At 34.1% G+C, this 22878-nt stretch carries 18 protein-coding genes; 7 read left to right on the forward strand and 11 right to left on the reverse strand.

The features are described 5' to 3' along the window. The first annotated feature begins 147 nt into the window (after positions 1 to 147). From DMZ43_RS01955 to DMZ43_RS01985, 7 genes are read left to right on the forward strand one after another with little or no spacing between them, the layout of a single operon-like run. On the forward strand, positions 148 to 1254 hold the full coding sequence (locus tag DMZ43_RS01955) for a glycoside hydrolase family 26 protein (RefSeq protein ID WP_161566723.1): 1107 nt from the start codon (positions 148 to 150) through the stop codon (positions 1252 to 1254). A 3-nt stretch (positions 1255 to 1257) separates the two neighbouring features. Next, a complete protein-coding gene (locus DMZ43_RS01960) occupies positions 1258 to 3096 on the forward strand; it encodes a sodium:solute symporter family protein (protein WP_131505988.1) in 1839 nt (612 codons plus the stop codon). A gap of 5 nt (positions 3097 to 3101) precedes the next feature. Then, a complete protein-coding gene (locus DMZ43_RS01965; protein ID WP_131506523.1) occupies positions 3102 to 4286 on the forward strand; it encodes a glycosidase in 1185 nt (394 codons plus the stop codon). 3 nt (positions 4287 to 4289) lie between these two features. Beyond that, the gene (locus tag DMZ43_RS01970; protein WP_131505989.1) at positions 4290 to 5471 is read left to right on the forward strand and encodes an AGE family epimerase/isomerase; all 1182 of its coding nucleotides are present in this window, start codon (positions 4290 to 4292) and stop codon (positions 5469 to 5471) included. A gap of 11 nt (positions 5472 to 5482) precedes the next feature. Further along, complete coding sequence (locus DMZ43_RS01975; RefSeq protein WP_131505990.1) at positions 5483 to 7021, forward strand: glycosyl hydrolase; 1539 nt, start codon at positions 5483 to 5485, stop codon at positions 7019 to 7021. A 2-nt stretch (positions 7022 to 7023) separates the two neighbouring features. Then, a complete protein-coding gene (locus tag DMZ43_RS01980; RefSeq protein ID WP_131505991.1) occupies positions 7024 to 8376 on the forward strand; it encodes a beta-mannanase in 1353 nt (450 codons plus the stop codon). A gap of 6 nt (positions 8377 to 8382) precedes the next feature. Next, complete coding sequence (locus DMZ43_RS01985; RefSeq protein WP_131505992.1) at positions 8383 to 10536, forward strand: glycoside hydrolase family 9 protein; 2154 nt, start codon at positions 8383 to 8385, stop codon at positions 10534 to 10536. A gap of 112 nt (positions 10537 to 10648) precedes the next feature. On the opposite strand, the gene bglX is transcribed toward DMZ43_RS01985, so the two are convergent. The 11 genes from bglX to DMZ43_RS02040 all read right to left on the reverse strand — a co-directional run bounded on the left by bglX (position 10649) and on the right by DMZ43_RS02040 (position 22866). After that, positions 10649 to 12934, reverse strand: coding sequence for a beta-glucosidase BglX (bglX, locus tag DMZ43_RS01990; RefSeq protein ID WP_131505993.1), 2286 nt, complete (start codon positions 12932 to 12934; stop codon positions 10649 to 10651). Between the two features lie 5 nt (positions 12935 to 12939). Beyond that, the gene (locus tag DMZ43_RS01995; protein ID WP_131505994.1) at positions 12940 to 14325 is read right to left on the reverse strand and encodes a sialate O-acetylesterase; all 1386 of its coding nucleotides are present in this window, start codon (positions 14323 to 14325) and stop codon (positions 12940 to 12942) included. A gap of 12 nt (positions 14326 to 14337) precedes the next feature. Continuing rightward, a complete protein-coding gene (locus DMZ43_RS02000; RefSeq protein WP_131505995.1) occupies positions 14338 to 15399 on the reverse strand; it encodes an SGNH/GDSL hydrolase family protein in 1062 nt (353 codons plus the stop codon). Positions 15400 to 15648: 249 nt separating this feature from the next. After that, positions 15649 to 16170, reverse strand: coding sequence for a LacI family DNA-binding transcriptional regulator (locus DMZ43_RS02005; protein ID WP_131505996.1), 522 nt, complete (start codon positions 16168 to 16170; stop codon positions 15649 to 15651). Positions 16171 to 16176: 6 nt separating this feature from the next. Further along, complete coding sequence (locus tag DMZ43_RS02010; RefSeq protein ID WP_131505997.1) at positions 16177 to 16845, reverse strand: bifunctional 4-hydroxy-2-oxoglutarate aldolase/2-dehydro-3-deoxy-phosphogluconate aldolase; 669 nt, start codon at positions 16843 to 16845, stop codon at positions 16177 to 16179. A 9-nt stretch (positions 16846 to 16854) separates the two neighbouring features. Beyond that, a complete protein-coding gene (locus tag DMZ43_RS02015; protein WP_131505998.1) occupies positions 16855 to 17877 on the reverse strand; it encodes a sugar kinase in 1023 nt (340 codons plus the stop codon). Between the two features lie 93 nt (positions 17878 to 17970). Beyond that, entirely contained in the window at positions 17971 to 18735 is a 765-nt protein-coding gene (locus tag DMZ43_RS02020; RefSeq protein WP_131505999.1) for an SDR family NAD(P)-dependent oxidoreductase, read from the reverse strand. Positions 18736 to 18782: 47 nt separating this feature from the next. Then, entirely contained in the window at positions 18783 to 20054 is a 1272-nt protein-coding gene (locus DMZ43_RS02025; protein ID WP_131506000.1) for an MFS transporter, read from the reverse strand. 189 nt (positions 20055 to 20243) lie between these two features. Continuing rightward, positions 20244 to 20945 carry a FadR/GntR family transcriptional regulator gene (locus tag DMZ43_RS02030; protein ID WP_131506001.1) on the reverse strand — a complete coding sequence of 234 codons (702 nt, stop codon included), beginning with the start codon at positions 20943 to 20945 and terminating at the stop codon, positions 20244 to 20246. Between the two features lie 132 nt (positions 20946 to 21077). Further along, a complete protein-coding gene (locus tag DMZ43_RS02035; protein ID WP_370450267.1) occupies positions 21078 to 21950 on the reverse strand; it encodes a polysaccharide lyase family 7 protein in 873 nt (290 codons plus the stop codon). Between the two features lie 55 nt (positions 21951 to 22005). Then, positions 22006 to 22866, reverse strand: coding sequence for a PKD domain-containing protein (locus tag DMZ43_RS02040; protein ID WP_131506002.1), 861 nt, complete (start codon positions 22864 to 22866; stop codon positions 22006 to 22008). Positions 22867 to 22878: the final 12 nt, after the last annotated feature.

Consider the following 22878-nt stretch of genomic DNA (forward strand, 5'->3'; position numbering starts at 1 on the left):
TTTTGTATAGTTAATTTTGAACAATAAATAATTGTCAGCGTGCTAAATTATAAAATCTTCATTTTATATTGCATAAAATTATTAATAAAATAAAAAATGATAAAAAACCATCCATTTTATTTAAATAAAACAATTTACATTAAAGTAATGATACTATTTTTTCTTTTTTTGCCACTTTCTTGTAAAAATGACAAAAAAGAAGATTTAAAAAAGGACACTTCTGTTGAAAAAGATGACATCAAAACAAAACGTTCAATTGATGCTGAAGATCTAATTTCTAAACTTTATACAATTTCAAAAAAAGGATTTGCAATTGGTCATCAAGATGCCACTTCTTATGGATTAAATTGGAAACACGAAGATTCTCCTGAAGTTATAAAAAGTGATGTCAAAGAAGTTTCAGGTAAACTTCCTGCAGTTTATGGTTTTGACATTGGACATATTGAGCTCAACAACACTCACAACTTAGACTCAGTTTCTTTTACAACTATGCGCCAATTAATGATTGACGCTTACAAAAAAGGCGGAATCATTACCGTAAGTTGGCATGCTAACAACCCTACATCTAATGGAGATTCTTGGGACAAAACCTCAACTGTTTCAGACATTATTAAAGGCGGAAAACATCATGATAAATACCAACTATGGGTAAAACGAGTAGCGGACTTTTTAAAATCTGTAGAAATTAATAATCACCCCATTCCTATTGTATTTAGGCCATTTCACGAAATGAACGGAAGCTGGTTTTGGTGGGGAGAAGGCAACTGTTCTGTTGAAAATTATAAAACTTTATGGATAGAAACAGTTGACATATTAAGAGACACGCATCAACTCAACAATTTATTATATGCTTATTCTCCTAATAAATTAAACCCAACAGACGACTACATGAAATACTATCCTGGTGATGAGTATGTAGATATTTTCGGGATTGATATTTATGATTTTAAAGACTCTGAAGGTTTTATAAATTCTCTACAACACGATTTAGCTATCGTAAAAGAAATTGCTGAGCAAAAACAAAAACCATATGCATTTACCGAAACTGGCTTAGAAACACTTTCAACACCAAACTGGTTTACCGAAGTGCTTTATCCTAACCTAGAAAACACTGGTATTTCTTGGGTTTTATTTTGGAGAAACGCAAGACCAGATCATCATTATATGCCATACAAAGAACATCCAATTGTTGATGACTTTAAAGCTTTTGAAGCATTACCAAAAACCTTATTTTTAGAGGACCTAACTAACTAAAAAATGAATTTAATACACCCTATTGATATTGCCATAATCTTATTATATCTAGTAATTATAGTTGCAATTGGTTTGGTTCTAAGAAAAAGAGCTCAACGCAGCAAAGACGATTATTTACTTGGTGGAAAATCCATACCATGGTATATGCTTGGACTTTCCAATGCATCAGGTATGTTTGATATTTCAGGAACCATCTGGTTGGTAACACTCATGTTTGTTTATGGCATTAAAAGCGCATGGATACCTTGGCTATGGCCAGTATTTAACCAAATATTCCTTATGGTTTACCTGTCTAAATGGTTAAGGCGCTCTAATGCAACAACTGGTGCTGAATGGATAGGAACACGTTTTGGTTTTGAAAAAGGCGCTAAACTTTCCCACATCATTGTTGTTGTATTTGCACTCATTATGTGTTTAGGTTATCTAGCATACGGATTTATTGGATTAGGAAAATTTATTGAAATTTTTATTCCTTGGGAATTAGTAAGCAACTATGTGCCTTTCACTATTCCTTTAGAATATGTACCACATTTTTATGGTGTTATTTTTACATTGTTTGCAGTTTTCTACTCACTACTTGGCGGAATGTCTGGTATTGTTTGGGCAGACGTTGTTCAATTTGCAATCATGACTGTTGCTGCATTAGTAATAGGCTACCTTGGTTTTCAAGCAGTAGGTGAACATGTACTTAATGTTCCTGAAGGTTGGAAAACACCATTCTTTGGTTGGGAACTTAATATGGATTGGAGCGAAATCATCCCAGAAGTCAATCAAAAAATAAAAGAAGACGGATTTAGCTTGTTCACTGTTTTCTTTATGATGATGGTTTTTAAAGGTGTTTTAGTTAGTGTTGCTGGTCCTGCACCAACATACGACATGCAAAAAATACTATCTACAAAAAACTCAGCTGAAGCCTCAAAAATGAGTGGTTTTGTTTCAGTTATTTTAATGCCAATTCGTTATTTAATGATAGCTGGTTTTGCTGCATTAGCTCTCATTTACTATGAAAAATTAAACCTAATGGATGCCACAGGAACTATAGATTTTGAGCTTATACTTCCTACTGCCATAAAAGAGTTTGTCCCTATTGGACTTTTAGGACTTTTACTAGCGGGTTTAATAGCAGCATTCATGTCTACATTTGCAGGCACATTAAATGCGGCTCAAGCATATCTTGTAAATGACATTTACCTTAAATATGTAAAACCTAACGCCAATGCAAGTCAAACCAGAAACATGAATTACCTCACAGGTATCATAGTAGTTATTATTAGCATTGTCTTAGGATTTTTCGCAAAAGATGTAAACTCTGTATTACAATGGATCGTCTCAGTACTTTATGGTAGTTACGTTGGTGCTAATATTTTAAAATGGCACTGGTGGCGATTTAATGGAGAAGGGTTTTTCTGGGGAATGGTTGCTGGTTTATTATCAGCAGCAATAGTTCCTGAGTTATTCCCTAATATTCTTAGCTTATATCTATTCCCAATACTTCTGGTTGTCTCAATACTAGGAAGCATAATTGGCACCTACTCTGCTCCACCAACTGACGATGCAGTGCTAAAATCATTTTACAAAAACGTACGTCCTTGGGGTTTTTGGAAACCAGTACACGACAAACTCTTAGCCGAAGACCCAAGCCTTAAAAGAAACAAAGATTTTGGACGAGATATGTTCAACATAGTTATTGGAATTATTGCTCAAACTACCCTTGTAATACTTCCAATGTATATAATATTTAGACAACAAACACCAATATACATTTCAGTAGTTATACTTGTGATTTGTGTATTCTTATTGAAAAAATTCTGGTGGAATAAATTAGATGAAAAATTAGATTAGTTATGATGCGAAAAGATCTATATGTAAGAAGCTATAAACTTGAAAAGGTTTTTCAGGATTACGAAGCAGTGATAAACAAAAAAAACGAACCTTTACATAGCAAAAACGGAGTTTATAATCGTTATAAAAACCCAATAATAACAGCCGACCATATTCCTGTACATTGGAGATACGATTTAAACGAAGAAACCAATCCTAATGTTTTAGAACGCATAGGTTTTAATGCCACTTTTAATGCAGGAGCTATAAAATGGAATGACAAATACGTGCTTTGTGTTCGCGTTGAAGGTAATGACCGAAAATCATTTTTTGCAATGGCTGAAAGTCCTAACGGAATAGATCAGTTTGAATTTTGGGACAAACCTTGTGTTATCCCTCAAATAGAAGGAAATCCAGACACAAATGTTTATGACATGCGTTTGACTAAACATGAAGACGGTTGGATTTATGGTATTTTTTGCACTGAGCGTAAAGATCCAAATGCAAAAGCTGGCGACACTAGCTCAGCTATTGCTAATGCTGGTATTGTCAGAACCAAAGACCTTATCAATTGGGAGCGCTTACCTGATTTAATTTCTAACACTGGCCAACAACGTAATGTTGTTTTACACCCTGAACTTGTAGATGGAAAATATGCACTTTATACCAGACCACAAGATGGGTTTATTGATATTGGTAATGGTGGAGGAATAGGATTAGGCTATGTTGTAGATATGCTAAATCCTGTTGTTGAAAACGAAAAAATTATAAACAATAAAGTTTACCACACCATTTTTGAACTTAAAAATGGACAAGGTCCAGCTCCTATAAAAACCGAGAAAGGTTGGTTACATATTGCTCATGGTGTAAGAAACACTGCTGCAGGATTGAGATACACACTGTATATGTTTATGACCGATTTAAATGATATTTCAAAAGTGATTCATCAACCAGCTGGTCATTTTATGGGTCCTCAAGATGAAGAACGTGTTGGCGATGTTTCTAATGTTTTATTTGTAAATGGTTGGATTGAAGACAATGATGGCACAGTTTACATTTATTATGCATCTTCTGATACACGCATGCATGTAGCAACAACAACTATTGAGAAGTTAATTGACTATTGCATTAACACACCTAAAGACACCTATACATCAGCAGGTTCAGTACAAACCATTATAGATTTAATAGAAAAAAACAAAAGGCTATAATAGATGAATGAAGCCTATAAAACGATGCAATCTGAACTCCATTCAGAATTGCTCAACATATTAACCTATTGGACCAACAACACCATAGACCAAAACTATGGTGGCTTTGTTGGTAAAATAACCAACGACAATAAAATTGTAGATAAAGCCAATAAAGGCATTATCCTTAACACTAGAATTCTTTGGTCGTTTTCTGCTGCATCAAATTATTTAAACTCAAAATCTTATCAGTCTATTTGCGAACGTTCTTTTCAGTATTTAAAAGATTATTTCAAAGACAATGAATATGGAGGCTTTTACTGGGAACTCGACTACAAAGGACAACCAATTAATAAGCGTAAACAAGTATACGCACAAGCTTTTGGTATTTATGCATTGTCAGAATACTACAAGTTTTCAAAAGATGAAGAAGCAAAATCTCTAGCCATTCAACTTTTTGAATTATTAGAAAAACGCGCTAAAGACACTAAAAAACTAGGATATATTGAAGCGCTTAATCAAGATTGGTCACCAATTGATGATATGCGTTTAAGCGAAAAGGATATGAATGCTGCAAAAACCATGAATACTCATCTTCATGTTTTAGAAGCTTACACAACACTCCTAGAAATCTATCCTAATGAGTCGCTTAAAAAATCTCTAACAATGTTGGTTGAATTATTCTTAACCAAATTTTTAAATAGTAATAATCACTACCATTTGTTTTTTGACGAAGACTGGAAATTACTCAGCAATTCAGTATCTTATGGTCATGACATAGAAACTATATGGCTTGTTATTGAAGCTGCAAAAACACTAAAGAACAACGACTTATTACAACAAGCTTACACAACAGCAACTAGAGTTGCAAACACATTTATTAACGAAGCGATTGATACTGATGGAGCAGTTATAAATGAAAAAAACCTAACCACCAACCACATAGACACTGATAGACATTGGTGGCCACAAGTTGAAGCCTTAGCTGGCTTAAAATATGCTTACCAAATAAAAAATGATTCAACTTATATAGATACTGCATTAAAAATTTGGGAATTCACTAAAACTCATCTTATAGACACTGTTAATGGAGAATGGTTTTTTAGAGTTGATAAAAATGGAAATGTCTATCATGAAGAAGATAAAGTGAGCATGTGGAAAGCTCCTTATCATACTTCAAGAGCATGTATAATGATGAATATTTAAAAAATTGAACTATGAAAAAGTTACTTTTAATAATACTAAGCTTTTTAGCCTTGAATTGCTCAAAAGACGATAACAATTCCAATAACGGAGGAGAAACCGTAAATCCAAAAGTATCCATTTCAGTTGGTAGTTCAGCTTCTGAACCAACTACTAATGGTGCTTTTAATATATCCTTAACGGGATCTTCAACCACTGCCACAATTGTTAACCTTAGTATAAGCGGAACAGCAACCAATGGTGAAGATTTTCAAACGATAAATAGTCAAGTAACTATTCCTGCAAATACCACATCACATTCAATTCCAGTAACAGTAATTGACGACACTGACACCGAAGGAGATGAAACTATTATTATAGAAATAATGTCTGTAAGTAACAATGCCGAAATAGGAACTCCAGACAGTGCAACCATGACACTTTCGGAAGAACCAGAAGCATTTGTATTACAACCCGAAGATACAGCTAACTATATGGTTAACCCAAATTCAACAGACGAAACCATAGCTTTATTTTACAACCTAAAAACAATGTCTCCAGACAGTTTTATTATAGGCCAACAAGACGCGTTTAATTCATTCTACAATAATGCAGTTGGTGATTCTGATATTAAAAAACTTACAGGAAGCGACCCAGGACTTTTAGGTTCAGATTTTATGTTTATTACTGACGACAACAATGATGGCACAGCTTCAAACTGGTTTTTCCAACAAGAGCAAATTATTATAGCTGATGCTGTTGAAGCATACAACAAAGGCATGGTAAATATGTTCACTTGGCATTTAAGAGAACCTTATGATGGCGATCATTTCTACGTAAGTGAAATGACACAGTTTCAAGCTGAAAATGCTTTTGCTAGTATTTTACCTGGAGGTGCAAACCATGAGTATTACAAACAAAAACTACAAAAAGTAGCAGATGTTGCCAATAACCTAATAGGAAGTGATGGTAAAAAAGTTCCAATTATTTTCAGACCATTTCATGAGTTTGACGGAAACTGGTTTTGGTGGGGAGACGATTACTGTTCTCCACAACAATTCATAGAGTGCTGGCAATTTACGGTTACTTACCTAAGGGATACTCTTGGTGTAAATAATATGCTTTATGCTTATGCTCCTGACAATAGCTATACAACCGAAGCTTTATACTTACAGCGTTATCCTGGTGATGCCTATGTAGATATTTTAGCCATGGACAACTATGGCGACTTTAACAACCAAGGACAAAGTGGAGTTACTGCCGCAAACAACAAGCTTAAAATAGTATCAGATTTAGCAAAGCAAAAAGTTAAAATTGCAGCTTTATCTGAAACAGGCTACTTTGTGACTCCTGGTGACAACAACCCTATTTCAAACTTCTACTCAAACAACCTTTATAACGCCATTACCAATAACAACAACCATATTGCTTTTATGATGTTTTGGTCAAACAATGAAAACACATACTGCACTCCAGTACCAGGAATGACAGATGCTAACGACTTTATTGAGTTTACAAACAAACCAAAGTCTTTATTAGAAAACGAATTACCTAACATGTACCAACTCCCTTAATTATGATAAAACTAAAAACAATAACGCTTGCGTTTGCTGCTTTACTAGCACTATCTTCTTGTAAAGACGATAAAAAAGCAACAACTCAAGAAGAAACCACAACCGCAAAAGACACTTTAAATCCTGTTGAATTAGTGAGTGTGAAAGACGGAAAATTCTATAAAGGAGATCAGCCTTATTATTTTATTGGAGCTAACTATTGGTATGGTCCTTTAATTGGAGCTAAAAACATTGGAGATAGAGATCGACTCATTAAAGAATTGGATTTAATGAAATCTGTCGGCATCGACAACTTACGTATTCTAGCTGGAGCTGAAGGAGATGGTAGCGACTCTACTGTTCATCCTGCTTTGCAACCCGAACAGGGAAAATACAACGAAGACCTCCTTGATGGCTTAGATTTTTTATTGGCTGAAATGCGCAAAAGAAATATGTATGCTATTTTATACATGAACAACAACTGGATTTGGTCTGGTGGTATGAGTGAATATTTAGAATGGAATGGTTATGGAGAAGTTCCTAATCCGTTTTTTACCGACAAATACACTTGGGATGATTATATGAAATATACTATGCAATTCCATTCATGCGAACCTTGTAAAGAAGCATTTTACAATCATGTTCGATTTTTAATGGGACGCACCAATGCTTATACTGGTTTAAAATACACTGAAGATAACACCATAATGTCATGGCAAGTAGCTAATGAACCACGAGTGATGGTTGGAACAGAATATGAGAAGCCTTTTACCGAATGGTTAAATACAACTGTTGATTTAATTGAATCGTTAGACTCTAAACATCTAATTTCAACAGGTGCTGAAGGTAAAGCAAGTTATTTACAAGATATAGACATGTATGATCGTTTACACGACAATCCGAATATCGATTATTTAACTATGCACATGTGGCCAAAAAATTGGGGTTGGTATGATATTAATAATGAAGTTGAAACCACTCAACTCTCCATTGAAAATGCTAATGCGTACATGAACGAGCATTTAGAAATTGCCAAAAAACAAAACAAACCAATCGTCATGAGTGAGTTTGGTTTCCCAAGGGAAAAAGAAAGCTTATCCTTAGATGCGAATATCGACAATCGTAACACGTTTTATCAAGCTGTTTGCGAAAAAGTTGCTGAAAGCAAAGCAAAAGGAGGCTATTTAGCTGGATTGAATTTTTGGGGATTTGCAGGTTACGGAAAAGCCAATGTTGATGGTGATGGTAAGTGGCAACATGGAGACGATTTCACTGCTGACCCTCCTCAAGAACCTCAAGGTTTAAATTCGGTTTTTGCTAGTGACACCTCAACTTTAGAAATCATAAAAAATCATAACGATGCCTTAAAAAACTAATATATCATGAAAGTTCTAACGACACTTACTTTTTTATTGATGACAGCCATTACCAACGGTCAAACAGTATCAAAATACATTATTGTTGACCAATTTGGATATCGTACAAATTCAGAAAAAATAGCTGTAGTTAGAGATCCTTTAACTGGTTTTGATGCTTCAGAATCCTTTGCTCCAGGGTTTAATTACTCTTTGGTAGATGCAACAACAGACACTCAAGTATTCACTGGAAATGTTGTTCCTTGGAACTCAGGTAATGAAGATGATTCTTCTGGAGATAGAGCTTGGTGGTTTGATTTTTCAAGCTATCAAACTCCTGGGACCTATTATGTATTAGACATTAATCAAAATTTAAGATCATACGAATTCAGTATAACTGATAATGTCTATGAAGAAGTTTTAAAACATGCAGTCAGAACATTTTTCTATCAGCGTGCAGGTTATGAAAAAAATGCTACTTACGCAGGAAGTGATTGGGCTGATAGCGCAAGTCATTTAGGAAATTTGCAAGATACTGAGTGTAGGAAATGGGATTCGCCAAACGATGCTTCAACTGAAAAAGATTTAAGTGGTGGATGGTATGATGCAGGCGATTACAACAAATACACACATTGGACTGCAAACTATGTGTTTGATTTACTAAAAGCTTATATCGAAAATCCAAATGCTTGGAGCGATGATTATGATTTACCATATTCCAACAACGGAAATCCTGATATTATCGATGAAATTATTTGGGGAATGGATCACTTGCTAAGACTACAAGAAACCAATGGCTCTATGATTAGTATAGTGGATTTAGACCATGCGTCTCCACCTTCATCAGCAACAGGACAAAGTCTTTATGGAGGCGTCAACACAACTGCTACTCTGTCTTCTGCAGGAGCATTTGCATTAGGATCTAAAGTTTTTGAAGGATTAGGCATGTCGGCTTATGCAAATACGTTAAGACAAAGTGCTTTAAATGCATGGAATTGGGCAGATACAAATCCAAATGTTATTTGGGAAAACAACAGCTCTTCTTATAGTTCAGTTGGTATTGGAGCAGGACAGCAAGAGACTGACGATTATGGCAGGTTTGCCTTAAAAATGAGAGCAGCTATTCATCTTTATGATATAACTAATACAGGCTTACCTGAAGACGCTAGCATCAATTCTACCATGAAAACTTTTGTAGAAAACAACTATCAAGATATTCATCTCATTCTTTGGAATTATGCTTTTCCTTTTGAACAAGGCAATCAGGATAACTTGTTATACTATTCCAGTCTTGAAAATGTTGGCGCTACGGTAGCAAATGAAATAAAAACAGTGTATCAAAACAGTATGAATTCTGCTAGTAATTTTGAAGCATTAACTAACGAAACCGATCCTTATTTAGCACATCTTGAAGATTATGTTTGGGGAAGTAATGGTATCAAATCTAGAAAAGGATTGATGTTTACTAGCTATGCACTACATGATATTAACAGCTCTAACAATACTGATGCGATACGAGCTGCTGAACGTTACATTCATTATTTACACGGTGTAAATCCATTAAACTTTTGTTACTTATCTAACATGTACGATTATGGTGCTGACCATGGCGTTAATGAATTTTACCATACATGGTTTGGAGATGGAACTGATTGGGATAACGTACTAAACGACCCTTATGGACCTGCTCCTGGATTTTTAACAGGTGGACCAAACCCTTCCTATAATTGGGATGGATGCTGTCCTTCTGGTTGTTCTGGTTTGACATGTGATGCAACTCAAGTTGCAAGAATTCAAGGTCAGCCTAAACAAAAAGCCTATGACAATTTTAATACAAGTTGGCCCATGAACTCTTGGGAAGTCACCGAAAACAGTAATGGCTATCAAGTGGCTTACATTAGATTGTTATCACACTTTGTGAGTGGTTCAAGTTCGCTTTCTATAAAAGATAATGTTTTTAACGACGTTTCGTTTTCACCAAACCCTTTTACAGATAGTTTGACTGTTCAAGCTTCAAAACCATTCAACTATATCATTTATAATTTAAAAGGTGTAGCAATTGAAAAAGGGCATTGCGAACAAAATTGTAGTATAGGTAAAACGATTAAAACATCAGGTATTTATTTGGCTAAACTATTTAACAATCAAAGTAGTAAAACTATCAAACTAATTAAAAAATAGAGTAGTTTAACGCGAAATTTTCCTTCAAAAATGCACTTCTCGATACAAAATTCTTGCAGAATTTTACTCGAAGTGACGTATACGCACACACTTAAACATTATTAATGTTAGTTTACTCCAAAGTAAAGCCTTGCTCTAATTCAGCATTAGAATCACCACCAACAAACACTTTAAAATCACCTGATTCTACCACAAATTCTCCTTGGTTCGTATAGAAACCAAGCTCCTTTTTGGTAAGTACAAATTCAACCGTTTTAGATGCACCTGCCTCTAACTCGATTAACTCAAATCCTTTTAATTCTTTAAGCGGTCGTATAACACTTCCAACCAAATCCCTTATATATAATTGCGCTACTTCCTTACCTTTTAAAGCTCCAGTGTTTTTAAGTGTAAAAGACACTTTTACTTCCTGATTTTCTTTGTAAGTATTGGTTACTTTTAAATTTGAATATTCAAAAGTGGTATAACTTAAACCATGACCAAATGGATACAAAGGCGTTTTCTCAACATCAGTATAATGTGACCAAAATACGTTTCCATCTTTATCGGTTGGTCTTCCTGTTGGGTAATTATTGTAATAAATTGGTGCTTGACCTACATTTCTAGGAAAAGACATTGGCAGTTTACCACTTGGGTTATAGTCTCCATATAATACGTTAGCAATCGCATTTCCAGATTCAGTTCCTAAATGCCATGCTTCAACAATGGCTGGAATATGTTCGCTTGCCCATTCAATGGCTAGTGGTCTTCCGTTGTTTAAAACCAACACCACATTAGTGTTAACCTTATAAACTTCCTCTAAAAGTTCTTGCTGAAGACCAGGTAAATCTAAATTGGTACGACTTCTACCTTCACCACTTTGAAAACCATGTTCACCTAACACCATAACCACAACATCAGCTGCTTTAGCTGTTGCAATAGCTTCATCAAAACCAGAGGTATCATTAGTGTTAATCTTTACTTCTTGTAAGAAGGTTGAAGTGCCTTCAAAAACCTCAGGACCTCTAGAGAAGTTTAATGTGTTGCCTTTGTAAGACGACATACCTTCCAATACAGAAACCGCAGTATCATCATCTGAAGCTATTCTCCAGCTACCTAGAGGACTTGATTTGTCATCAGCCAAATCGCCAATTAAAGCGATGGTTTGACCATTCTTTTTAAGCGGAAGCAAATTGTTATCGTTCTTTAAAAGCACGATAGATTTTTTTGCCATATCCAAAACAGCTTCTCTATAGCTTTCATGGTAAGTCCATTCTTTTTCTCTATCGTCATCACAATATCTATAAGGGTCTTCAAAAAGTCCTAATTCAAACTTCACCTTTAAAATACGTCTAACAGCATCATCTAAAATCGATTCTTTTACCACACCATCTTTAACCAATTGCGCTAACTCTTGGATGTAAACATAGCCTTCCATATCCATATCAGAACCAGCATTTGCAGCAATTTGAGCAGCTTGACGTTTATCTTTTGCGTGTCCCCAAGGAATCATTTCATTTATAGAAGCCCAATCTGAAACCACGAAACCATCAAAATTCCAATCTCTTTTAAGAATGTCTCTTTGCAAAAACGAACTTCCAGTAACAGGAACACCATTTAAGGTATTAAAAGAGTTCATAAATGTTTTTACACCAGCCTCTGAAGCCGCTTTAAAAGGAGGCAGCACTGTGTTGTAGAGTGTACCATTTCCTATATCAGCAACGTTATAGTCTCTACCTGCTTCAGCAAAACCATAAGCGGCAAAATGCTTAGCACAAGCAGCAATAGTATTATGAGCAGAAAGATCATCACCTTGAAATCCGTTTACTCGTGCTTTGGCTATTAAACTTCCCAAATAAGGATCTTCACCAGCACCTTCCATAACACGTCCCCAACGCGCATCTCTTGAGATATCAACCATTGGAGCGAAAGTCCAGTTAATTCCAGAAGCAGAAGCCTCAGTAGCTGCAACTCGTGCGGATTTTTCAATAGCTTGCAAATCCCAACTAGCCGATTCAGCCAAGGGAATTGGACTTAAAGTTTTATAACCATGAATCACATCAAACCCAATTAGTAACGGAATACCTAGTCTAGATTCTTCAACTGCAATTCTTTGAACATTTCTTACCTCTTCAGCTCCTCTCACGGTTAACATCGCTCCAACCCATCCTTTCTTAAGGTGATCATATTTTAAGGCAGCATTTCCCTCTTCAGGTGCTGGTCCTGTAACGTCCCAAAACCCATTATAAAGATTCATTTGTCCTACTTTCTCTTCAATGGTCATTTGTGATAATAACGACTCTACTTTCTGATTTATATCAACCTTTGTTTCTTCCATTTGAGCATGTGTTTTTGTGTTCACAAGACAAAGCAAAATAACTGCTACTGCACAAACTCTTGTGATTTTTATTGTTTTCATGATTGTTATTTAATTAGTTGTGTGGTAAAGCTAGACATTGGCAATCCTACTTTATTGAATATATTGGCTTCTATAGTATTTCCCCAAGCATACCTTACATACATAGGTTCCTTTACTTGTTTTGAAAACACTTCTATTTGATTTCCTTTTATTTTGAATTTCGCCGAATGAAACACCTCATCAGCTCCTGCCACTTCAAACTGACTGGTCTTTGACGTTACATATAATCCGTCAGCATGATTAAATGTTACTAGAAACTTGTTGTTTTTTACTTCAGAAGACACATACAACGGACTTTCAACAACAGTTTCTATTGTATTATAATGCTTCTTAAGTGCCAATTGAGCAAACCTGAGTCCTACATCTTTTTTATTACGTGGATGAATGTCTTTAAGGTCTCCTATATCTGAAGTGACAACCATTGCAGTTTTTGGCAATTCTAATGTGCGTCTTTGCGCATCTCTAACTTCTACTCCAGAAGATTCATAGTAAGAAAAAGGCGCTATTTGAGCAAAGTAAAAAGGCATTTCTTTATTAAATGCTTGTCTCCAAGATTTAATCAATTCAGAAAAAATTAAATGATAAGACTTTGAATTTGTTGTATTATTTTCACCTTGATACCAAATCACTCCTGAAACATTAAGCTTAGTTAGCGGATGAATCATGGCATTGTATATACGACCAGGTTCATAAGGAGCCCATTCAACAGGATTAATTTTTTCAGATGCTTTTTTCAATTCATCATTCGTTTTAAAAACTGATTCAGGCATCCAAGTTTCGGCATAGCTTCCTCCCCAACTAGAATTAATCAATCCTATTGGAACGTCGAGTTCTTGATGTAGTTTTTTTCCGAAGAAATAAGCAACTGCACTAAAATACTGCATGGTTTCTGGTGAACACGTTTGCCACTGACCATCCAGATTATCTTGAGGTGTTTCGGAAGAATGTTTTGACACTGTAAACAATCTAATATTAGGGAAATTTGCACTAGCTATTGCTGTTTCAGCATCATCAATTCCTGCTGAGGCAGTCCACTCCATATTAGACTGACCAGAGCACACCCAAACCTCACCAATTAAAACATTATTCAGTTTAATTTCATTATAACCTTTAATAGTTATGGTATATGGACCACCAGCTTTTGGTGTTTTTAAAACTGCTTCCCATTTTGCATAATTAGTTCCTTTGGTTGTAATAGTATCATGACTCCAACTTGTTGTAATGGTTATGGGTTCGTGAGGATTACTCCATCCCCAAATTTTAACATTATCTTGCTGTTGCAACACCATATTATCACTAAAAAAAGATGGGATAGTAACATTAGCAAAGGAGCTCATTATAAAAGACAAGCTACCTATACAACACAGAATATATTTATTGTAAATCTTCATTAAATTAAATGTTTAGTTGGCCAATATCTTTTCGAAGAACGGAATTAGTTTTTCGGCCATTACTTTATTATCTGCTATACTTGGATGGTAACTGCAACCATGAGCATACACATCATTGAATTGAAATATAGGAATTGTTCTATTAGAGTCCTTTTCAAAATATGTTTTTACTTGTGTTAAGCAATCTATAAGCACGTTGTTTTTGTCTCCCTGAATCATTGGACTATTTAAAAGCACAACCTGAGTATTTGGGTAGTGTTTATATACTTTACCAACTAATTCTATATAACGTGCTACATAAGTTTCAGAATTGAAAGGTAAACGGTCTTTGATGCCATCGCCTTCGGACATATCGTTGGTTCCTAAACATATACTCACTAGCTTTGGCTTAACCTTAAAATCGTATAGTACATCATCATTAGTATTTAGGAATAAATTTTCATAAACCTCAGGCATAATAGGCTCGTCTTTATGCTCATCGTTCCAATTACGATAGATTCCCATACCAGAAACCGAACTCAAAATATAATCAGCGTTTAAAGTTCTTGCTACTATTGGTCCATATGCTAAATAGGCATTATGCTGGTCTATGTATTCACCTTTGGCATCACAAGGAACATCAGTAGGATCCATTAAAGCACCACAGGTTATAGAATCACCAATAAACTCAATAGTAAATGCAGTATTGTTTTCAACTTTAGAAATAGCTTCAGCTTCTAAACCATGAAAAAGCACCATACCACTTGCTGCTTCAGTTGCCTTAAAAATTCCAACCTTATTTTGCGTTTCTGTTTTAGGTAAAGCTATTTTAATGGAATTGATGGTGTCTCCAGAAATTGTATATCGTTTTTGATACTCATCATTTATTGTAAGTACAAAGTAGTTTCTTGGTTTGTATTCTGACTGGATATTGATTGTTAACGAATCTCCTGTCACATTGAATTCAACCGATGAAGCTGAACTTATCAAACCAACTGAATGCTCTTTTGTTATAGTTCTTCCTGAATATTTAAAAACCTCATTATTAGACTGAAAAACATCTAATTGTTTACTTTCGGGATTCTTACAACACATAAAAGCAAGCGTTAATAAGAGGTATGTAGTTTTAATGCGCACGCTAAAGTTTATTACAGAATAAAACTAGCAAAAAGTGTTTGATTTTAATTATTAAAAAATTTCAAAAACTTATACTATTTCTAAAACAAGAAAACAAATGAAATAAGTTTTCAACTGTATAATTAGTCCAATCTAAAGGGCAGAGTAATGTATTTTAAACAAGGTAAACGTGATAATTGACATTATCACCAAATCTAATAAAGCTTGTTAGTAATTTAGATTTAAAAACATATCAAAACTTGAAGAAGACAATTCCTTTATTTCATTGTCTGTATTAAGTTGGCTTACGGGAAGTTGTATAATAGGCACTTTTTCATCCTCAGAACCTTTACGTTCTTTGGATTTATCTGAAATTAAAAAAACACCATCAATTGAGCCATCATTTAAACTATTTAAATAATAACCTTCCTTTACTTTAGAATTAAATGTTTGATATAATAAAACTTTATAACCGTAGTCTTCAGCTGTTTTTTGCAGATAACATAATGCTTGACTGTACCTTTTCTTTGTGACTTCTGGTAAAACTACAGCAACCGCATTAGCCTTTTTTGCTCTTAGTGCAACAGCATAGTTATTAGGAACATAATTGAATTGCTTTGCAATATTTTTTATTAGTTCTCTAGTTTTTAAACTAATATCCTCTTTATTATTAAGCGCTTTAGAAACTGTAGAGACAGAGTAACCAGATAAAGAAGAAATCTCTTTTATTGTTGTTGCTGACGACTTCAATTTTTCTTAAGTTTTTAAAGATTTAATTATTTTCAAAACATTTTTAGTATCTGATTCAATTTTGCCCAAATCATAATTACCTTTATTATCTTTTGTTATAAGTTTTGATCCCATACCAACACACAACACACCAGCTTTAAACCAGCCTTCAAGATTTTCTCTTGTTGGCAAAACACCTCCAGTAGGCATCACACTTGTCCATGGCTGAGGTCCTTTTATACCTTTAACAAAATCAGGTCCATACACTTGACCAGGAAATAACTTTACTATTTCGCATCCTAGCTCTTCTGCCTTAGCAATTTCAGTTAACGACCCACAACCTGGTGACCACAATATTTTTCTACGGTTACAAACTATAGCAATATCTTCTCTAAAAACAGGAGTTACAATAAAGTTAGCTCCCAATGCCATATATGTTGAAGCTGAGGCTGCATCTGTCACAGATCCAACACCTAATATCATATCAGGTAATTCAGCCATCACATATTTATTAAGTTCTGTAAAAACTTCAGGAGCAAAATCTCCTCTAGCTGTAAACTCTAACAGTCTAGCTCCTCCATTATAACAAGCTTTTAAAATTTGCTTACAGATATCAATATCACTATCATAAAACAATGGTACTAGACCTGTTTCACTCATTACATTAAATACTTCTATTCTCGAATATTTTGCCATTTTTATTATTTATCTTGATACTTTACCATCAGCATTACCTGTTAATAATTTTTCAATTTCGCCTAATGTTATTAAATTATAGTCACCAGAGATAGTATGTTTTAAGCAACACGCAGCTACAGCTATATTTAAAGCCCTTTGTTTTGTACTGTTTTCTTCTAAAAGACCATAAATTAATCCTCCCATAAAAGCATCTCCACTCCCTACTCTATCCACAACTGGTGTAACCTCTTTTATATCTGCATTGTAAATAGTTTTACCATCATAAAGCACTCCTCCAATTCGTTGGTGAGATGCACTTACTGAATATCTCAATGTCGTGGCAACTGTTTGCAAATTAGGACAAATCTTAAATAACTGATCATAAAGAACAGGTAGTGATTTTTCATCTTGATAATTAGGATTCACCTTGTCTTTCCCAAGCATAAAAAATGCTGTATCAATATCACCTAATATAATATTGCTGTATTTTAAAAGTTCAGGCATTACTTGTTTTGGTTCTTTACCGTATTGCCACAACTTTGATCTATAGTTTAAATCAGATGAAATTGTAACTCCTAATTTATGAGCAACTTTTAAAGCTTCTAAACATTCTTTGGCAGCAGTTTCGGAAATGGCAGGAGTAATACCACTCCAATGAAACCAAGTGGCATCTTTAAGTACCTCTTCCCAATCTATTTCTCCATTTTTTATAGTAGCCATAGCACTATTAGCTCTGTCATAAATAACATTACTACCACGTGTTCCTGCTCCTGTTTCAAGATAATAAATCCCTAAACGATCGCCTCCATAAAGAACATGATTTGAGCCTATATTAAACTTTCGCATTTCTTTTAATGCACAACCTCCAATTTCGTTGTTGGGAAGTCTAGTAACAAATTCAACTGGAAAACCATAGTTAGCCATAGAAACAGCTACGTTAAATTCTCCTCCGCCATAAGTAGCAGAAAACGTTTTTGCTTGAGAAAAACGCAAGTGCCTCTCAGTTGAAAGTCTTAACATTATTTCTCCAAATGTTACAATTTTACTCATCTTTGGTATTTAATCTCTCTTTATTATTCATTTAAAAAAGCCAAACAACAAGTTTTAAATTATTGTTTGGCTTAAAATTACAGCTCAATCAACTTAAATACCTAATCCTTGACCACCTGTTACCTGAATAGTTTCAGCTGTTAAAAAAGAAGCATTTTCACTTGCTAAGAATGAAACAACAGAAGCTACTTGTTCAGGCTGTCCTAATTTTCCTAGTAGGATATTATTTTTCCAAGAAGCAAAAACCTCAGGTTTTGTGGATTTTATTTGTTTGTGGAAATCGGTGTCAATTGTTCCTGGAGAAACTGCATTTACTCTAATACCATACTCTGCTAAATCTTTTGCTAATGCTCTAGTTATAGCATGTACTGCAGCTTTAGAAGTTCCATAAATTCCTGCTCCAGGTCCACCTGCATTCCATCCTGCTATAGACGTATAATTTATTATTGAAGGGTTTTCACTTTTCTTAAGATAAGGTATAGCTGCTCTTGAAACAAAAAAAGTAGAATCAAGATTTAACGCCATTACAAATCTGTAAAATTCAGTAGTCATTTCTTCAAATCTAGATCGACCACCTAAGCCTCCTGCATTATTAACAACCACATCTATTTTACCATATTTATCTCCTATAGTCTTTATATTATTTGACACTTGCTCTTCATTTGTTACATCAAAACCATAATATTCTGCTGTAATGCCTAAATCTTGAAGCTCTTTAAGCCTTTCGGCTCCAGCCTCATCATCAATACCATTAAGAACAACCGTATAACCATCCTTACCTAATCGTTTTGCAACTTCAAAGCCAATACCTCCAGTTGCTCCTGTTACTACTGCTACATTTCCTTTAAATTCACTCATGTTTTTTATCTTAATTTTATTTATATGTGTTATAATTTATAGTTCTATTATTGTACTAGTTTTACTTTTTTAATTAGTAAGAAGATAGAAACTACAGCTAGTACAACTGACACTGTAATTGCTATAAATGCTGGAGTATAAGAACCACTTTGGGTAATTGTACCAATAAACCAATTCATAATTATTGGAGATACAGCTGCAATAGTTCCTGCTAAACCTGCTAATGTTCCTACTGATGGGCCTTTAAATAAATCACTCGACAAAGTTTGTATGTTACCTATAGCAAATTGAAACCCAAAGAGAGCAATACCTGCGAGGTAAATAAATGTCATATAATTAGAATCGTTTACAAAGAGTATAATTGAAACAAACCCAATGATGATTAATAAACTTCCTAATACTATACTTGCCTTTCTTCCTACATCAACACTAGTTCGTTTTATTATTGCTTCAGTAAACATACCTCCTAGTATTCCTCCTGCTGCAGCCATTAGGTATGAAATCCACATAGTTTTACCAATTTCTTCTATACTTAAACCAAACTTTGAATTTAAATATATTGGCATCCATCCTGCAAAAAACCACCAAATAGGCTCAATAAAAAACCTACAAAGCAAAACTCCCCATGGTTGTTTATAACTCAATATTTTAACCACACTTAAGCTTTTTGCTTTTGTTTTTTTATCATCAGCATCATCAGTTCTATCATTAAGTATTAAAGCTTTTTCTTTGTCGGTAATCCAAGGATGATCTTCTGGTTTGGATTTATTGAGTATAAACCAAGGAATCACCCATAACAATCCTAAACCTCCTAATATTAAGTAAGTTGATTTCCAACCGAATTGAGCATACAAAAAAACAATAACAATTGGAGCAACTACATTACCTATTGATGCTCCAGAATTAAAAATACCTTGAGCCAAAGCTCTTTGTTTAATAGGGAACCACTCGCCATTACTCTTTACAGCTCCAGGCCATAAACCTGCTTCTCCTAAACCTAGTAACCCTCTAACTATAGATAATGAAATAACACCTCTTGCTAATGCATGAAATGCTGCTGCTGCTGACCAAACCACTATGGAAACTATAAACCCAATTCTGGTTCCTATTTGGTCATACAGTCTTCCTGATAGAAATTTACTGGTAGCATAGGTGACCATAAAAATATTGAGCATTAAAGCATAATCTGAATTATCCATGCCAAGGTCTTTACCCATTTGTGGCCAAAGTAATGCAAATGCGGTTCTATCAATGTAGTTTATTACTGTAGCTACAAAGATTAAACCAATGATCCACCATCTTAATCCTTTTACCTTCATAAGTTTTTAATATTCTTCAACGTTAGCCCCATACTTACATAAGTAAGAGCTTAATTTTTTATTAAAAAAAGTGGAGTAGGTGAATTAAGACGCCTTAATTAGGTTATGCTTAATTAACATACTTCCCTCCAATATTGTATTTAGAAATGAAAACATAAACCGTGCAATTTTGCTTTCATTTTGAACAATTTAACTACTATAGCAGTATTGATATAATACCTTAAAATGTTCTTTCATTTTTAATTTAGCTTCTTGAGGGTCTTGATTTTTTATTGCCTCATAAATTGCTTCATGTTCTTTGATTCCAATTTCAGGTTGGTTTTTATCGCAAACATGATACTTTTCAAAGTTTGTAATGATTTCTGGAGTAATCATTAACATAAATGTATTAATAGTACTATTTCCACATGCTTTAGCTATTGCTAAGTGAAATAATAAATCTTCTTGTACTGCATCTTCTCCATTTAATACCTTTTCTGAATAAGCATCTAAGGTTGCCCTCATACTCACCAAGTCTTCTTCTGTTCTTCTTAGAGCTGCTAACCTAACCGTTTTAAGTTCTAATAAAATTCTTGTTTCGACTAAAGATTTAAAATCAGGGTCTTCTAATCTCAAAATATCTTCAATCATACCGTTTAAAGCAATGATACCTATATTTGCAACAAAAGTTCCACTTTGTGGTCTAGACTTTAAAAGTCCATAAAATTCTAGCTTTTGTATTGCTTCTCTAATATTACTTCTAGAAACTTCAAATTTTTCAGACAACATTCTTTCGGAAGGTAACTTATCTCCAGGTTCAAGATTTTTGTGATTAATTAAATCTCGTATTTTAGATATAATATCCTTTTGAGTATACTCTATTTCGGTTTTCGACAATGTTTCTAACTTCATAATAAAATTGGTTAACCAGATTTAAAGGTATTAAAATAATAAATAAACTCCAATTCTTAAATGAAGAGCTCTATCATTAAAAACTTTAAACGACAAAACTCTTCATATAAGACTAACTCAAACTAATTGTTTTTAATGTGTTACTTCTAAGCTGTAAAAATTTACTTTGGCAAAAGACCCTTCATCTCTTGATTGAAAATAGTTTCCTGCCTTAAAGTAGTTTTCAAAAATTCCCCATTTTTTCATGTGTATATTTTCATACACTTTATATTCACTATTGTTTAATACAACAACCATCTTTCCATCTGAAACATTTACTTCTAAAGTAAATTTTCTAAAACCTACTTCTTGCTTAAAATTGAAACCTTCGTCATCATCCCAAGCCTCTTCATAAAGCAAGGCATCTCCTGATGCATTAATGTTTCTAAGTACTTTTGTTTTTACTCTAATTTTACCATTTTGCCAATATATTTTTAATATTGGTGGTGCATTATTATCATCTTGACCAATTAAGTCTCTTTGCTCATTTGTTAACCTACCATGAATTTGCATGATTATAACTTTATGATACTTACCATCAGAGTCTCTAGAGACATCTTCCATTGAGATTTTACCCTTCATTTTTGCTCCTTGCTCAAATGTCCAATTTGTGTTATTATCTCCAGGTATCATTTGTTCTCTTAGCTCAGACCTAGTATACTTTGTATTTCTAGTTTTTGAATTTGTAGGCATCGCGTGAAAAACTATTGCTCCTTTTGTTGAGTCAATGTACATGTAAGGTTTTGCTGCTTCTATATTTGCAAAATCTAATATTTCAGGAGGGCTTATCTCTAGAGGTTTTCCTTCATTGTTTGTTACAGGCAAAGTTACTTTCCAATGACTTAAGTCTATTTCTGGCAACTTAACTTTCTTTTTCTTTCTTTTCTTCTTCTTTTTTGTTGTCTCTACTTCTTTCGTAGCAACTTCTTCTTTGATTAACTTTTCTTGAGAAAAAGAAAAGTTAATCAAAAAGAAAGAAAATAAAAATATTGAATACCTAAACTTCACTTACCTTCTATTTTTAGTTTACATCTATTTCAAAAGAATCAATTCTTGCTTCTACACCTTCGTTGTGAACTAAAATAGATACCATTGTATTGCTTCCTGTATTAAAATTAACACTAGCAGAAACATAAATATCAGGATCTGTTTGATCGGTTCCTTCAAATGAAGCTATTGCTGCAGCTTTTGCTGTTGCTAAATCTGTATAACCTCCACCAGGTAATATATACACAGTAATTGATCCTGGAGAGTCATCTTTTAACGTGTAATAGTATGACAAACTGTAATCTGTATCACTAGACACTACAAGTTCTTGATAAGCAACTCTATCTCCAGCCGATGGATACTTAGAAGCTTGACTACCTTCATAAACTGGTGAACCAGTAATTTGAATTACACCTCCAAGATCACTATTTCTCCACGAGTCACGACCATCACCTGATCCGTCTGGCAAAGTGTTATCTTCAAAGCCTGCTTCTAAAATAACAGGGATAATAGCTTCTGGCTCTACCACTTCTATATCATAAGTTACAGTATCTGACACACCGTTAGAATCGCTTGCTGTTAGTGAAACTGTATAAGTTCCCTCACCATCTGCAAAAGTATAGACAGGATCTTGCTCATTAGATGTGTCTCCAGTTCCAAAATCCCAGAAAAAGGTATTTGATTCTGTTGATAAATCTGTAAAATGTATTGTAGTAAAATCTCCAACATCAGGCATATAAGAAAAATCTGCCGTAGGGAATATTGTATCTTCTATTGAATTTGACTCAGGTAAATCAAACTCAAAGTAATCATCGCAACTAACTGAAAAGACAGTAATACCAATTACACAAGCTATCTTTATTAGCCCATTAGTTTTATTTAATATATTTTTCATGTCTAAAATATT

The organism is Meridianimaribacter sp. CL38 (assembly GCF_004328055.1).
Classification (GTDB): domain Bacteria; phylum Bacteroidota; class Bacteroidia; order Flavobacteriales; family Flavobacteriaceae; genus Gaetbulibacter_B; species Gaetbulibacter_B jejuensis.